Raw genomic sequence first — 14,885 nt, 5'->3', positions numbered from 1 at the left:
ATTCTAACTATTAAAATATCCTACTATTAAATAGATGGAAAATGTAGTTATGGAGAACATGAATATATATCCTAATATTTGGTGTAGAAGTATGGTATTAGATAAAACTGTAAATACTAATAAGAATATCCATACTATAACAAAATATCTAATATGACTATTGATATATGACCAATGATTTTGTAACTCTTTTGCAATCATAAAAATACAATAAAATAAAGTTATAAAGCCTATAAATGCTAATAATATACCAACGATAGTATGGTTAGCTAGGCGTTGAAGTAATAATAAATGATAAGTTGTAGATGATACGGCAACAGACCATAGGTTATGGCTTTTATCAAGTAGTATGCTACCAAATAGACAACAGGTTAATCCTATTAATGATAAAGAAAAATATTTAAATAATTTTATTTTCATATAAAACCCCTCATAAATAAGAATATTACTATATTCATAATATGATAAGAATTGGAAAAATATTAATGATTTGAGAGTTAAAATGTTGACTTTTAAATAAAATAAGATATAATTAATTGAAAATGCTTTGTTAAATACGTTGAAAAAGAGGAGTAGGTAAAAAATCCTTTTAGAGATGGAAATTCATAGGCTGAAAGATTTCCTAAGGCAAGTTTTACTGAAGGTAGCTTTTGAGTAGTTAGGCTGAGAAATATATATGTAGGCTTAACCGGGTGATTCCGTTAAAGATATTTAAGTGTTAGCTTGAAATTGAGCTGAAATTAAGGTGGTACCGCGAATAATACCCTTCGTCCTTATTATGAGGATGAAGGTTTTTTTTATTGGAGGTAAAGATGTTTTATTTTGGAATTATAACTTTTATCCTAGGAGCACTTTTAGGATATACACCTAAGTTTGTTATAAATTTCTTTGGCCAGGAAAAAATACATATGGTAAAGATTTTAGGATTCATTATATGTATTTTAAGTTTTCTTACTATTACTAGAAATGAATATCCAGCTAGCTTGGAGTTTATAAGAATATTTTAGATAAAATTAAGGAGGAAGAAGCATGGAAAGAAAGAACTTAGAAAAAACGTATAGTCCTCAAGACTTTGAGCAAAGAATATACGATTTTTGGATGGAAAATGATTATTTTAAGGCAGAAGCAAACGATGAAAAGGAACCTTTTACTATAGTATTGCCTCCACCTAATATTACGGGACAACTTCACATGGGTCATGCCCTTGACCACACACTACAAGATATCTTAATTCGTTTTAAGAGAATGCAAGGTTTTGAAGCTTTGTGGTTACCAGGAACTGACCATGCATCTATTGCTACAGAGGTTAAGGTTGTAGAAAAGGTTTTAAAAGAAGAAGGTAAAACTAAAGAAGAACTAGGAAGAGATGAATTCTTAAGAAGAGCATGGGATTGGAAAGAAGAATTTGGAACTAGAATAGTAAAGCAAATGAAAAAATTAGGTAACTCTTGTGACTGGTCTAAAGAGCGTTTCACTATGGATGAGGGATGTAATAAGGCCGTTACAGAAGTATTTATAAAGCTTTATGAAGAAGGTTATATCTATAGAGGAAATAGACTTATAAACTGGTGTCCAGATTGTAAGACTTCTCTTTCTGATGCAGAAGTTGAGCATGAGGAAAAAGCAGGAAGTTTTTGGCACATTAAATATCCAGTAAAGGATTCGGATGAGTTTGTAGAAATCGCTACAACTAGACCAGAAACTATGCTTGGAGATACGGCTGTGGCAGTAGATCCAGAGGATGAAAGATATGCTCACTTAGTAGGAAAGACTTTAATTTTACCAATAGTGAATAGAGAAATTCCTGTTATTGCAGATGATTATGTAGATAAGGATTTTGGAACGGGATGCGTTAAGATTACTCCTGCCCATGACCCTAATGACTTTGAAGTTGGACTTAGACATAATTTAGAGCAAATCACAGTTATGACTGACGAAGCTAAGATGAACGAAAAAGCTGGAAAATACGAAGGTATGGACAGATATGAGTGTAGACGTGAGATCATTAAAGACTTAGATGAAATGGGTTTACTTGTTAAGATAAAAGAACATGATCACAATGTAGGTGTATGTTATAGATGTTCTACAGTAGTAGAGCCAAGATTATCAGATCAATGGTTCGTTAAGATGGAAGAACTAGCTAAGCCTGCTATAGAAGCAGTTAAAAAGGGAGATACAGAGTTTGTTCCTGAGAGATTTGATAAGACTTATTATCACTGGTTAGAAAACATAAGAGACTGGTGTATTTCAAGACAATTATGGTGGGGACACAGAATTCCTGCATACTATTGTGCTGATTGTAACGAAGTTGTTGTATCTAAGGAAAAGCCAGAAGCTTGTAAGTGTGGATGCAATGATTTAAAACAAGATGAGGACGTATTAGATACTTGGTTCAGTTCTGCCTTATGGCCTTTCTCTACTCTAGGATGGCCAGAAAACACTAAGGAACTTGAATATTTCTATCCAACTAATGTATTAGTAACTGGATATGACATAATATTCTTCTGGGTAGTTAGAATGATGTTCTCTGGACTTAAGCAAATGGGAGATGTGCCATTTAAGCATGTATTTGTACATGGACTTGTTCGTGACTCTCAAGGTAGAAAGATGAGTAAGTCATTAGGAAATGGAATTGACCCACTAGAAATCATTGAACAATATGGTGCAGATGCATTAAGAATGACTTTAACTACTGGAAACAGCCCAGGAAATGATATGCGTTTCTATATGGAAAGAGTAGAAGCTAATAGAAACTTTGCTAATAAATTATGGAATGCAACTAGATTCGTATTAATGAACTTAGACAAGGACGAGTTTAATAAGGAAGAAGTTAAAGAAAACCTAAACTTAGCAGATAAGTGGATTTTATCTAGAATGAATACTGTAGTTAAGGAAGTTACAGACAATCTAGAGAAATTTGAATTAGGTATGGCAGTACAAAAGGTATATGACTTTATTTGGAGTGAATACTGTGACTGGTATATTGAATTAGTTAAGCCTAGATTATATGGAGAAGATAGACCTAGCAAAGATGCAGCATTATGTACTCTAGTTACAGTCCTAAAGAATATATTAAAGCTTCTTCACCCATTCATGCCATTTATCACTGAAGAAATTTGGCAAGTAATGCCTGCGACAACAGGTAGTGTAATAGTAGCTGAGTGGCCAACATATGAAGAAGGATATGAATTTACAGAAGAAGAAAAAATGATGGATACAGTAATGAATGCCATAAGAAGTATTAGAAATGTACGCGCTGAAATGAATGTAGTGCCATCTAGAAAGGCTAGAGTAATTGTAGTTGCTGATAAGGCATATGATGCAATTGATGCAGGACGTGAATATTTTATGACTTTAGCTAGTGCTTCTGATGTGGTAGTGTTAAAGGAAAAGAAAGATATTCCTGAAGATGCTATGAGTGCAGTTATAGAAGGTGCTGAAATCTTCTTACCTCTTGCTGATTTAGTAGATTTTGAAAAGGAAATTGAAAGATTAGAAAGTGAAAAGAAGAAATTAGAGGGTGAACTTAAGAGAGTTAATGGAAAGTTATCTAACGAAAAGTTCGTAGGAAAGGCACCAGCTCACGTAGTAGAAGAAGAAAAGGCTAAGAAAGAAAAGTATGAGTCTATGATGGAAAAAGTTTTAGATAGATTAGAAAGCATGAAGAAGAAAATTAAGTAAATATAAAGAAGCCATCTCAAATAGAAGATAATTTCTAATTTGAGATGGCTTTTCTTATTGTAAATCAAATGAAAGATGATATGATTTAGATAAGTATATGTAATGAATCTTTAGGAGGTGGTAATATGGCTCTTGTGAATCTAGAGAAATATCCAGTTAAAAATCATGTTTTAAAAAGTTTAATTAAATACTTTTGGGTTATGGATAGTCATGGACTTATAAACATAAGTCATAAACTACTACCTGTAAATAATATAGATATGATTTTAAATCTGTCATCTTCTATTAAATATATAGATCTTAATGGTAAAGAAATCATATGTAATAATAGTCATTTTAGTGGACTAAGGAAAAAACACTACACTATAGTTCAGAGAGGAAAGGGAGAGGTTATAGGTATATCATTTTTTCCTCAAGGTATATATCCATTTTTAAAAGTGCCTATAAATGAATTTAAGAATAAGATTATTGATATTGACCTAGTTATAAAAGAATTTACTAATAGATTAAAAGAAAAATTGTATAATAAAAAAACTTTAAGTGACAGGCTTAGTGTGTTAGAAGAAGAATTAATAAATATATTAGATTTTAATTTATTATTAGGAAAAGAGAAAAATAGTATATTAAATGAATTTAATAGATCAATGGATAAATTAAATATAAAAGAGTTTTGTAACTTATATGGAGTAAATGAAAGAAGATTAGAGAGATTGTTTAATAAGCATGTAGGTGTAAGCCCTAAGGAATATCACAAAATTAGTAGATTTCAATATATTTTAAAGATGCTGTTAGAACAGGATTATGAGGATTTAACTTCATTAGCTTATGAAGGTAGATATTATGACCAAACCCACTTTGTAAAGGAATTTAAATCTTATACAGGAACATCACCATCTAATTTTATAAAAGAGAAAAAATCAGTTAAGGAAATATTAGAATATAGTTAAGGTGTCGGTTTTTTACTATTGATAAAAATAGATTTAGTGCAAAATTAAATTGTAATTAAATTTATTTTTATGGAGGTAGAGAAAATGAACAAAGGAACTATAACGGAGATTGTAGAGTTTAATATTATGCCTGGTATAAGTGATGAGGAGTTTATTGAAATTGTAAATTCCTTAGAAGAGGGGTTTCATAAGAAGCAAAAAGGATTTATTGATACGGAGCTAGTAAAGGGAAAAGACAGACAGTGGATTATGATACAACATTGGGAATCAAGAGATTCTGTTAAAGAATCATCACGACTTTTAATGAGAGAAGAGATAACCAATGACTTTAGGGATATGATAGACCCTAAAAGTGTTAGAATGTTGATTTTAGATAAAATAAAAACATGGAACAAATAAAGACAGAGCTAATGGTATTTAAATATCATTAGCTCTGTCTTTATTTAAAATTAGTGATGATTATTTTATGTGTAAGAAAATGTTTTAAAATTAGCAAATTTAAAGATAATAAATGAAAAGGCGTATTTACTATAAAGTAGAGTATTGCTACGCTAAATTCAGTTATGGAACCTGCCTATATTATGGATGATGGAGCGGTGAGGCTTAGGTAAAAAAAATAGAAATATATGTAGGGAAAGTTCTAAAAAGAAGATTTTATGACTTTAGATAGTCCATTTTATGGTATTATTATAGAAGAAAAAGAATATTCTACAAAATTCGAAAAAGATAAATATGAGCGGTTGTATAACCGTCCTTTATATAAGTTGAGGAGGATTTTTTTATGAAGCATAGTGAAGCATTAGAGTATATACATTCAACGTACAAGTTTGGAAGTAAGTTAGGTCTTGATAATATAAATTATTTATTAGGTTTAATGGGAAATCCTCATGAAAAATTAAAGGTAATTCATGTGGCAGGAACTAATGGAAAAGGTTCTACATCTAATTACATAGCTACAGTTTTAAAAGAGAGTGGCTATAAGGTGGGGTTATTTACATCCCCTTATTTAGAAGAATTTGAAGAGAGAATAAGAATTAATGGAGAGAATATTCCAAAGGATAGGCTTGGACAAGTTACTAGTAAGGTTAAAGAGTGTGTAGATAAAATGTTAGAAGCGGGAGAAAGTCATCCTACTGAATTTGAAGTAGTGACGGCTATAGGTTTTCAGTATTTCAAAGAAGAAGAGGCTGATTTTGTAGTCCTTGAAGTAGGTATGGGAGGTAGGCTTGATTCTACTAATGTGGTGAAACAACCACTTGTGTCTGTTATAACTCCAATAGCTCTAGATCATACTAATTTCCTAGGAAATACTATAGAAAAAATTGCCTTTGAAAAGGCTGGAATTATAAAGGCAGAATGTCCAGTTGTTTGCTATCCTCAAGAAGCAGGTGCTATCCAAGTTATAAAAGATATTTGCACAGAGAAAAATTCAAAGTTATATGAAGTAGATATAGATAAAGTGAATATTAAAGAAACCAATGAATATGGACAAACTTTTGATTTCTTAGAGTATGAAGATGTAAATATAAAAATGTTAGGAGCACACCAATGTAATAATGCAGCAGTGGCTATAAAGGTGTTAGAAATACTTAGTAAGGATTATGAAGTTAATATAGATAAAAAGCATATATACGAAGGACTTAAAAAATCTGTTTGGCCAGGTAGAATTGAAATATTGAGAAATGATCCAACTATAATTATAGACGGAGCTCATAACTATCATGGAATAAAAAGTCTTAGCAATTTAATAAAGAATAATTTTAAAGATAAAAATATAATACTAGGATTAGGAATACTAGGAGATAAAGATGTGGAGCCTATGGTTTCTGAAATTGCTCCACTTGCTTCTAAGATAGTTTTAACAGAGCCTAATAATCCAAGAAAGATGAAGGCTGAAGATTTAAGTGAAATAGTAAAGAAATATTGTAGTCATATATATATTGAAAAAGAGATAAAAGATGCGGCTAATAAGGTAATAGAGATAAGTGATAAGGAAGATATAATTTTATTTGCAGGTTCTTTATACATGATAGGGGAAGTACGAAGCCTATTAAAGTAAGCGAGGAATACATATGTTAAATAGAGATTTTATTAGACAATTTGCAGATGTTATATCTGAGGGATTTATATTTATAGATTCTACAGGATCAATAGAACTTTATAATGACAAAGCTAAAAGCATATTTGGAATACTTAATAACTATGGCATTAGTCATGATTCTGGAAGAATAGAAAAGGGAGATATAGTAATAATTGCAGATAATTCTCTTGGAAAAGATGATGGCTATTTATCGAAAAAAGATTTAGAAAAGATAGGTATTAAAGATAAAAAAATAACTAATGGAAGTGCTTTTATAGGTGTTGGAAAATATGAAGAAAGTGACTCTCTATATGTTTATGAAAAAAATGCGGAAAATTTAGAAGTATTAAACTTGATAGAAAAATTTCATGGCTTAGATATAGAGTGTGAGATTGATTTTTTAGATAAGTATGTAAATATAATGGTGGATAAGATAGAATTTAAACTATCTTATATCTACGCCATAGGCCATATGGTAGTCATAGATCCTAAAAGCCGCAAAGTAAAGTTCTGCCAAAGTAGAGGTTATACGGCAAAGGGAGAAAGTATAAAGGCTCTTTTAAATGGAAAAAAATTTCTAGGGAAAGGAAAGAGCCAAGAATCCTTTTCTGTGGTAGGTAAAAATATTTATGATGTACATGAATCTCCATTGATAGATAAATTCTATAAAGCAGCTCAAGGAGAAAAAATAAGCTATAAAAATAAATCTATTGAGATAAACGGAATTCCTACTAGATGTAGCATATATCCAATAGACTATGAGAATAAACGATTAGGGGCAGCCCTTAAGGTTGAGGATACATCTCTTATTAAAAAGATAATGAAGGAAAGAGATGAAGCCATAGACAATCTGGAACGAATGGAAAAGGTATTATATAAGACAAAGGATATAGATGATAGTTTTTCAGATATTATTGGCGATAGTAAGGGAATGAAGGATGTAAAGAAATTAGTCCATAAGGGCTCACAAACTAATTCCACAGTTCTTTTACTAGGAGAAAGTGGAACGGGAAAGAGTTTGGTGGCAAAACTGATTCATAAAAATGGAAATAGAAAAAATAATCCCTTTATCCATGTTAACTGTGCTTCTATTCCAGAGAAGTTACTAGAAAGTGAACTCTTTGGATATGAGGCAGGAGCCTTTACTGGAGCTAAGAGGGAAGGGAAAAAGGGATATTTTCAGCTTGCTGAAGATGGAACTATATTTTTAGATGAAATAGGTGAAATGCCAAAGGTTATGCAATCTAAACTATTAAAGGCCCTACAGGAAAGGACCTTTTATAGGGTTGGTGGAGCTGCTGAATTAGAAATCAAGGCTCGTATAATATGTGCTACGAATAAAGATTTAGAAGATGAAATAAAAAAGGGGACCTTTAGGGAGGATCTATATTATAGAATAAATGTGTTTCCCATATATATTCCTCCTCTTAGAGAGAGAAAAGATGATATATATGAGTTAGTTAGAAAAATGTTACCGAATATATGTGATAGATTAAATTTTAATGTTAAAAAGGTATCTTCTAAAGCCATGTATGATCTAGCTGAGTATGATTGGCCAGGTAATATAAGGGAACTTGAAAATGTGTTGGAAAGGGCTGTTAATGTAACAGAGGGAAGTATAATACATGAACATAATCTATTTCTAAGAAATGATAAAAATAATAACGAGAAAGAGTTTGTTGTAAAGACTTTAAAGGACCATATGAATGAAGTAGAAAAGCATATTATAATGGAAACTTTAAAGGTTTATAAGGGTGATAAAAGAAAGGCCATGGAAGCTTTAAATATTAAAAAAACAAGTTTTTATGATAAATTAAAGAAATATAATATCTAGCAGTTCGTAAAAACGGAATGATTCCGTTTTTACGAACTGTTTTTTGCATATTAAAATAAAAATTCCACAAAAACGGAAAATGAAAAAATGTAGGACAACAAACCCTGTAAAAAGGCCAATTATAATGTGGCATGGATTTTGCGTATTAGCTATGTTATGAAAAGGGACTTAAAGGGGAGGTTGTTTACAGTGATTAATAGAGAAAATAATTTTATATTTAACGGAAGTGATACGGTTGAACTAGTTAATAAATATGGTACTCCTTTATATGTAGTGTCAGAGGACCATATAATAGATAGATGTATAGAAATTAAAAGAAGCTTTTTAGAAAAATATGAAAATACTAGGGCGGTATATGCGTCAAAGGCCTTTTTAACAAAGGAAATGTGCAAGATAGTATCTAGAGAAGGTCTTGGAATAGACGTAGTATCTGGTGGAGAAATGTATACGGCTATTAAGGCAGGGTTTCCTATGGAAAATGTAATATTTCATGGAAACAACAAGACTATAGATGAAATAGAATTGGCCATAAAGAGTAATGTTGGACGAGTGGTAGTTGATAATTTATATGAATTAGAATTATTAAACGCATTGGCTGCTGAAGAAAATAAAGTTATGGATATTTTATTTAGAATAACTCCTGGAGTAGACAGTTATACCCATGAGTATATATCTACAGGGCAAATTGATTCTAAATTTGGAATACCTCTTAAAGAAGAAATACTATTTGAAGCTATTTACATGGCTATGGATATGGAATATATAAATCTTTTAGGATTCCACTTCCATGTAGGCTCTCAACTCTTTGAAAATACATCTCATCTTATGGCAGTAGATATTTTATTAGAATTAATAAAGGATGTAAAAGAAAAGATAGGATTTGAAACGGAAGAGTTAAATGTGGGAGGCGGTTTTGGAATAGCCTATACAAAGGAAGATAATCCTAGAGGCCTTAGCTATTTTGTAGATCCAATTATGGAAGAAATCCAAAATAAATGTAATGAGTTTGATTTAAAAAGACCAAAGGTAATAATTGAACCAGGTAGATGGATTATAGGAGAAGCAGGAATTACACTATATACAATAGGAGCTATAAAAGAAATTCCTAACGTAAGAACATATATAGGAATAGATGGAGGCCTTCCAGATAATCCAAGACCTGCTTTATATAAAGCTCATTATGAAGCAGTTATAGCTAATAAGATGAATGAGGAAATAGTTAATAAGGTGACTATTGCAGGAAAATGTTGTGAATCAGGAGATATACTAATCAAAGACTTAGAAGTACCAGAGATAGAACCAGGAGATATAATAGCAGTAAAAAGTACAGGAGCCTACAATTATTCTATGGCCAGTAATTATAATATGATCCCTAGACCACCAGTAGTTATGATTAAGGATGGAGTAGATAGATTAGTAGTTAGAAGAGAAACATATGATGATATTCTTTCTAGGGAAGTAATATAGGGTCTTATGTTATAATCTATATAGGGTTAGCAGTTAGCTGCTAACCCCTAACTTGGAAATGAAATAGGGGTGTTTTAATGAAATTTACAAAGATGCAAGCTGCAGGTAATGATTTTATATTAATAAATGGATTTGAATATGAAATAGAAGATTATAATGGGTTAGCTAAAAAAGTATGTGATCGTCACTTTGGTATAGGTGCAGATGGCCTTATGGTATGTAAAGATAGTAATGTGGCAGACATAGAAATGAGATATTACAATTCAGATGGATCTAGGGGAGAAATGTGTGGTAATGGTATAAGATGTTTCTCTAAATTTATATATGACAATAATATACTAAAAAAAGAATATTTTAAAGTAGAGACTCTAGGTGGAATAAAGACCATATGGATAGATGAGACTGATGGTGTGGCCAGGACCATAAAGGTAGATATGGAAAAGGCCATATTTGAAGCAGAAAAAGTTCCTGTACATATGGGAATGGACAGGGTAATAGATGAAAAAATTTCTGTAGACGGAAAAGATATGATCATATCTTCTATTTTAGTGGGGGTACCACATACGGTTATTATAGTAGATGATTTAAAGAATACTTTAGTAAATGAATTGGGAAGAAAAATAGAAAAATTAGATATATTCCCTAGAAAAACTAACGTAAACTTTATAGAAATATTAGATAGAAATACTATTAATATATCTACTTGGGAAAGGGGAGCTGGAAGGACACTAGGTTGTGGAACTGGTTCTTGTGCATCTGTAGTAATAGGTCACCTGTTAGGAAATTTAGAAAATAAAGTATTGGTTAATACAGAAGGCGGCAAACTCACGGTAGAACTTGGTCCTGATTATGAAATATACATGACAGGAGATGCTAATACTATCTGCGAGGGAGAACTTAAAATATAAGGTTATAATTAGGAATCTTCATTCATATAATGGAATATGAGTGGAGGTTTTTCTATATGAAATTAATTAGATTTAGGCCTTATAAAAAATATACAGATGAAAAATTAATTTCAGATATACAAATTGTATTTCGGAAGATAAGGTGTTATGAAAATTTAGAAGAAAATATGCGTATTTGTGATGAGATGATATATGAAGCAAAGGTAAGAAATTTAAATTGCGGAAAAGAGACATTGTATAAAAATATATTAATGGGAGATGGCTTTTACTAAAAGCCATCTCTCTTATTTACATGAATTTTATAATAAAGAGGCCTTATATGATTCTAATGCTTTTGATAATTGATCTGGGCAAGATGTAGTTTTGCTTCCACATGTGATTCCTCTCAATCTTTCTATGGCCACATCCACATCTGTTCCTATAAGTAGACTCATTATCCCAGTTAAGCTTCCAGGACATCCTCCCTGAAACTTTACATCCTTTATAGTATTATCTTCTACATGAAATTCAATTTCCTTTGCACAGGTTCCTACTGTTTTATATATATTCATTATGACCCTCCTAATATAGTTATGTATCCCATAATTTGCATCTAAAGGTGATTTTAATATATTTACAGGAAAAAATCAATATGAATTCACATAAGAGAAAGTTATGCATAAAATGATATAAAGTAAAGCCATTGATCTTAGGGGTGAAGGAATGGGGGAGAATTTTAAAAACTTAGCATTTGTAGCTAATATGGGCGAGGACAGCATATCTGTAGTAAATTTAGACATGTTTCATGAGAGAGAAAAGATAAACTTATATAGTCATTATCTGACCGCTATAGGGAAAAAACCATTCCTAGGACCGCATGATGCTGTACTAGACTATAATAATAAGTATCTGTATACAACAAATTCTCATGATTCTAGTGTAAGAGTTGTGGACTTAATTCAAAATAAGGTTGTGAAAGATTTTGCCGTAGGAAGTTGCCCCAGTCATATAGCCATTTGTAAGAAAAAGAAAGCCATCTATGTGTCTAATACAGATTCAAACTCCATATCCATATTAGATATGGATACGGGAGAATTACTTACTCAAATACCTACAGGAAATATGCCACACCATATAAAATTAAGTAATGATAGGGAGAAGTTGTATGTATTAAACCTAGGATCAGATAACATGACGATTATAGATACTAATGTGAATGACATGGAAAAGACTATACCTGTGAATGGGAACCCCTATCATATGGTTCTGAACAAGGCGGGAAATATTTTATTTATAGTAAATACTAGTTTTTCAAATATGGAAGGTGGTAGTATTACGTTATTAGATACTAAGGAATATAGAATAATAGACAAAATTAGAGTGGGAAAAATGCCGGTAGAAGCCATACTAGATAAACATGAAGAAAATCTGTATATAACAGATTCGGAATTAAATGCCGTTAACGTATTTAGTATAAAAGAAAAAAGATTAGTAGATAGAATATATGTGGGAAGGATGCCTGGCAGTATAAGCTTTACACCAAATTATAAATATTTATTAGTTAGTAATGTACAGGATAATACCCTATCTATAATAGAAGTAGATAAATATAGAAGAAAAATGGTTCAGACCATAAAAGTAGGTAAAGAACCAAATTGTATAGTGGTTATATAATTTAAAAAAACAGTTTCTTGAAACTGTTTTTTCTAATTTAAATTATTAAATTTATTATGGAAGCATATAGATTAGATGCATCATTTTTCCATTTTTCGCAGATTTGCTTTGCTTGTTTGTTAGATGCTACGCTTAATTTTAAATCAATTAAGGTAATATCATTTTCTACAACTTTCAAATCAACTATATATTCTTTTTCATGTTTTTTTACATAGTCTGCAGAAATTTGTGTTTCCTTTAGCCAAAGATGTCTTCTTTTGGAAATGTCTTTGTCTAATTTATTTATAAGAGATTCTCCTAATCTTTCTTTAAAATAAGCTAGAGTTTTCTTACCCTTCTCTGTAATTAAGTAAAAAAAGGTATTTTCACTTTGGGTATGTTCTATCATTCCTATTTTAACTAAATCTGATAAAAACTGCTGGAACATGAAATAATTCATATAATCATTCTCCATTACAAACTCAGTGAGTTGCGTATTAGTCAAAGGTACTGAGAATGAATCAAGAACGTATAATAAAACAAGTTTGTGATTTGCCAATTCTTTAGTATTATTACATAACATATAAACACCTACTCTTTAGAAGTTTAGAATACCCATAAAAAATATAGATTATAGATATTCTAAAATGAAACTTTAGTATATATATAATTATACAAAAAAAAAAGCAAATTAAAAAGTAGTCTTCTATTTAAAATTTCATAATAAGCAAGTGAATCTTTAAATAATTATATGTAAATACTAAAAATTAAAAGGAATATGGAAAGCCATATTCCTTTTTCACACTAAATTTAATGTATTATATCTTTCCTGATAAATTTCTTTCTGCAGTTTCAACTAATTTTTTAGTCATATATCCGCCAACATAACCATTTTGTCTTGAAGTTAAATTACCCTTGTCAATTGATTCATAGTTTGCTAATCCAAGTTCACTTGCTATTTCAGCCTTCATTTGATTTAAAGCCATTCTTGCTTCTGGAACTACAGCTCTATTTCCTCTTGACATAATTTTCCCTCCTGATTTTTTAGTGTGTTTTTTTCAACATATTATTATGTTGTATTAATAATTTAACCATTTTGTAAATCAAATATGATAGTATATTATGTTATCATGTATAATATATGGTGGAATATATAAAAACAGAAAAAATTGTATAACTTTTAAAGGGGAGGACAAAAAATGAAGCCAATGAAAAAAATGATTTTTTTAATTTTACTACCCATATTAATATTTGCAGCTTGTGGTACAAATGATATGAAGGCGGAAGTAAAAGATGAAAAAATAGATAATAGTGCTGTGGAAGAAAAAATGGAAGTAGAAAATACAGAAGAAAAAGTTGTGGAGAAAAAAGAAATAGATTTACAAAAGATTAAACCAAATGAATTAGGACAAGTTATGGTTTTAATGTATCATAGTGTGTCGGAGCCAGAGGCAGAGTTTACTAGAACGCCAGATGGTCTAAGAAAAGACTTAGAGTATATGTATGAAAATGGATATAGACCAGTAAGTCTAAAGGATTATGCTACAGGGAATATAAGTGTAGAAGCTGGATTTACCCCTATTGTATTAACTTTTGATGATGGATGGGAAAATAATTTTAGTATTATAGAAAAGGAAAATGGAGAATTTGAAATAGACCCTAATTGTGCCGTTGCTATATTAGAAGAGTTTAACAAGGAACATCCGGATTTTCCATTGGAAGTTACGTTTTTTGTTAATGACAATATTCCATTTGGGCAAGATAAGTACTTAGAATATAAGTTGAACTACATTGTTGAGAAGGGAATGGATATTGGAAATCATACTGCGACTCATGTAAACTTTACTAAGGCAGATCCTGAAAGAATTCAAAAGGAAATTGTTGGAATTGTAAAGCTGGTTAAGAAGTATGTGCCAGATTATGAAGTAAATACAATGGCATTGCCTTTTGGATCAAGACCTAAAAATAAGGAGTTATATAAGTACTTAGAAAAGGGAGAATATGATGGAGTTAAATATGAAAATATTGCCATATTAAATGTGGGATGGGATCCATATAAGTCTCCTTATCATTCAAAGTTTAACTCTCTGGCAATTCACAGAGTTAGAGCTAGTGATTTACAAAAGTATGTAGACGGTGTTGGAATGTATGATTGGTTTAAACATTTTGAAAAGGGAAATAGGACAAGATATATTTCTGATGGAGATAAAGATATAATTACGATACCAAAGAATTATGAAGATGTATTAGATAAAAGTAAAATTACAGATAAAGAAATAAGGACTTATGAATTAAATAAAGAAAATAAATAATAAAATAGCTCGTCAATTTGACGA

General features: G+C 30.7%; 15 protein-coding genes and 1 other annotated feature. Of the genes, 11 read left to right on the top strand and 4 right to left on the bottom strand.

All coding sequences use genetic code 11. From position 1 onward, the window contains the following. Positions 1–3 precede the first annotated feature (3 nt). Complete coding sequence (locus CCE28_RS09720) at positions 4–420, bottom strand: hypothetical protein (RefSeq protein WP_095133400.1); 417 nt, start codon at positions 418–420, stop codon at positions 4–6. Between the two features lie 130 nt (positions 421–550). Then, positions 551–778 (top strand) — a binding site (T-box leader). Positions 779–812: 34 nt separating this feature from the next. Here CCE28_RS09720 and CCE28_RS09715 point away from each other — a divergent pair. The 9 genes from CCE28_RS09715 to CCE28_RS09675 all read left to right on the top strand — a co-directional run bounded on the left by CCE28_RS09715 (position 813) and on the right by CCE28_RS09675 (position 11,189). Then, entirely contained in the window at positions 813–1,007 is a 195-nt protein-coding gene (locus CCE28_RS09715; protein WP_095133398.1) for a hypothetical protein, read from the top strand. Between the two features lie 22 nt (positions 1,008–1,029). Next, positions 1,030–3,681 (top strand): valine--tRNA ligase, encoded by a 2,652-nt coding sequence (locus CCE28_RS09710; RefSeq protein ID WP_095133397.1) that lies wholly within the window; start codon positions 1,030–1,032, stop codon positions 3,679–3,681. Positions 3,682–3,806: 125 nt separating this feature from the next. Beyond that, positions 3,807–4,628, top strand: coding sequence for a helix-turn-helix domain-containing protein (locus CCE28_RS09705; protein WP_095133396.1), 822 nt, complete (start codon positions 3,807–3,809; stop codon positions 4,626–4,628). A gap of 84 nt (positions 4,629–4,712) precedes the next feature. After that, positions 4,713–5,027, top strand: a complete 315-nt coding sequence (locus CCE28_RS09700) for an antibiotic biosynthesis monooxygenase family protein (protein ID WP_095133395.1) — start codon at positions 4,713–4,715, stop codon at positions 5,025–5,027. Between the two features lie 382 nt (positions 5,028–5,409). Then, a complete protein-coding gene (locus CCE28_RS09695; protein ID WP_095133394.1) occupies positions 5,410–6,687 on the top strand; it encodes a bifunctional folylpolyglutamate synthase/dihydrofolate synthase in 1,278 nt (425 codons plus the stop codon). 13 nt (positions 6,688–6,700) lie between these two features. Beyond that, complete coding sequence (locus tag CCE28_RS09690) at positions 6,701–8,542, top strand: sigma-54 interaction domain-containing protein (protein WP_207652880.1); 1,842 nt, start codon at positions 6,701–6,703, stop codon at positions 8,540–8,542. 189 nt (positions 8,543–8,731) lie between these two features. Next, the gene (lysA, locus tag CCE28_RS09685; protein ID WP_330396838.1) at positions 8,732–10,009 is read left to right on the top strand and encodes a diaminopimelate decarboxylase; all 1,278 of its coding nucleotides are present in this window, start codon (positions 8,732–8,734) and stop codon (positions 10,007–10,009) included. 77 nt (positions 10,010–10,086) lie between these two features. Beyond that, complete coding sequence (dapF, locus tag CCE28_RS09680; protein ID WP_095133392.1) at positions 10,087–10,917, top strand: diaminopimelate epimerase; 831 nt, start codon at positions 10,087–10,089, stop codon at positions 10,915–10,917. A gap of 56 nt (positions 10,918–10,973) precedes the next feature. Further along, positions 10,974–11,189, top strand: coding sequence for a hypothetical protein (locus tag CCE28_RS09675; protein WP_095133391.1), 216 nt, complete (start codon positions 10,974–10,976; stop codon positions 11,187–11,189). A 27-nt stretch (positions 11,190–11,216) separates the two neighbouring features. On the opposite strand, the gene CCE28_RS09670 is transcribed toward CCE28_RS09675, so the two are convergent. After that, entirely contained in the window at positions 11,217–11,468 is a 252-nt protein-coding gene (locus CCE28_RS09670; protein WP_095133389.1) for a TIGR03905 family TSCPD domain-containing protein, read from the bottom strand. Positions 11,469–11,619: 151 nt separating this feature from the next. Here CCE28_RS09670 and CCE28_RS09665 point away from each other — a divergent pair, with 151 nt between their 5' ends. After that, complete coding sequence (locus CCE28_RS09665) at positions 11,620–12,570, top strand: YncE family protein (RefSeq protein WP_095133386.1); 951 nt, start codon at positions 11,620–11,622, stop codon at positions 12,568–12,570. Between the two features lie 37 nt (positions 12,571–12,607). Here CCE28_RS09665 and CCE28_RS09660 read toward each other — a convergent pair whose 3' ends face one another. Together CCE28_RS09660 and CCE28_RS09655 are read right to left on the bottom strand one after the other, a co-directional pair. Next, entirely contained in the window at positions 12,608–13,132 is a 525-nt protein-coding gene (locus CCE28_RS09660) for a DUF4364 family protein (RefSeq protein ID WP_095133384.1), read from the bottom strand. A 235-nt stretch (positions 13,133–13,367) separates the two neighbouring features. After that, a complete protein-coding gene (locus tag CCE28_RS09655) occupies positions 13,368–13,574 on the bottom strand; it encodes an alpha/beta-type small acid-soluble spore protein (protein WP_095133382.1) in 207 nt (68 codons plus the stop codon). 174 nt (positions 13,575–13,748) lie between these two features. Between CCE28_RS09655 and CCE28_RS09650 the strand changes: the two genes are divergently transcribed. Continuing rightward, complete coding sequence (locus CCE28_RS09650) at positions 13,749–14,861, top strand: polysaccharide deacetylase family protein (RefSeq protein WP_095133380.1); 1,113 nt, start codon at positions 13,749–13,751, stop codon at positions 14,859–14,861. Positions 14,862–14,885: the final 24 nt, after the last annotated feature.

It is taken from the genome of Anaeromicrobium sediminis (genome assembly GCF_002270055.1).
Lineage (GTDB): Bacteria > Bacillota > Clostridia > Peptostreptococcales > Thermotaleaceae > Anaeromicrobium > Anaeromicrobium sediminis.
This window is presented reverse-complemented; position numbering and strand designations above follow the sequence as displayed.

What these genes read in the sequence shown, in the direction of transcription:
- CCE28_RS09720 (WP_095133400.1), bottom strand. Translation starts at nt 420, where the DNA reads ATGAAAATAAAATTATTTAAATATTTTTCTTTATCATTAATAGGATTA.
- CCE28_RS09715 (WP_095133398.1), top strand. Translation starts at nt 813, where the DNA reads ATGTTTTATTTTGGAATTATAACTTTTATCCTAGGAGCACTTTTAGGA.
- CCE28_RS09710 (WP_095133397.1), top strand. Translation starts at nt 1,030, where the DNA reads ATGGAAAGAAAGAACTTAGAAAAAACGTATAGTCCTCAAGACTTTGAG.
- CCE28_RS09705 (WP_095133396.1), top strand. Translation starts at nt 3,807, where the DNA reads ATGGCTCTTGTGAATCTAGAGAAATATCCAGTTAAAAATCATGTTTTA.
- CCE28_RS09700 (WP_095133395.1), top strand. Translation starts at nt 4,713, where the DNA reads ATGAACAAAGGAACTATAACGGAGATTGTAGAGTTTAATATTATGCCT.
- CCE28_RS09695 (WP_095133394.1), top strand. Translation starts at nt 5,410, where the DNA reads ATGAAGCATAGTGAAGCATTAGAGTATATACATTCAACGTACAAGTTT.
- CCE28_RS09690 (WP_207652880.1), top strand. Translation starts at nt 6,701, where the DNA reads ATGTTAAATAGAGATTTTATTAGACAATTTGCAGATGTTATATCTGAG.
- dapF (WP_095133392.1), top strand. Translation starts at nt 10,087, where the DNA reads ATGAAATTTACAAAGATGCAAGCTGCAGGTAATGATTTTATATTAATA.
- CCE28_RS09675 (WP_095133391.1), top strand. Translation starts at nt 10,974, where the DNA reads ATGAAATTAATTAGATTTAGGCCTTATAAAAAATATACAGATGAAAAA.
- CCE28_RS09670 (WP_095133389.1), bottom strand. Translation starts at nt 11,468, where the DNA reads ATGAATATATATAAAACAGTAGGAACCTGTGCAAAGGAAATTGAATTT.
- CCE28_RS09665 (WP_095133386.1), top strand. Translation starts at nt 11,620, where the DNA reads ATGGGGGAGAATTTTAAAAACTTAGCATTTGTAGCTAATATGGGCGAG.
- CCE28_RS09660 (WP_095133384.1), bottom strand. Translation starts at nt 13,132, where the DNA reads ATGTTATGTAATAATACTAAAGAATTGGCAAATCACAAACTTGTTTTA.
- CCE28_RS09655 (WP_095133382.1), bottom strand. Translation starts at nt 13,574, where the DNA reads ATGTCAAGAGGAAATAGAGCTGTAGTTCCAGAAGCAAGAATGGCTTTA.
- CCE28_RS09650 (WP_095133380.1), top strand. Translation starts at nt 13,749, where the DNA reads ATGAAGCCAATGAAAAAAATGATTTTTTTAATTTTACTACCCATATTA.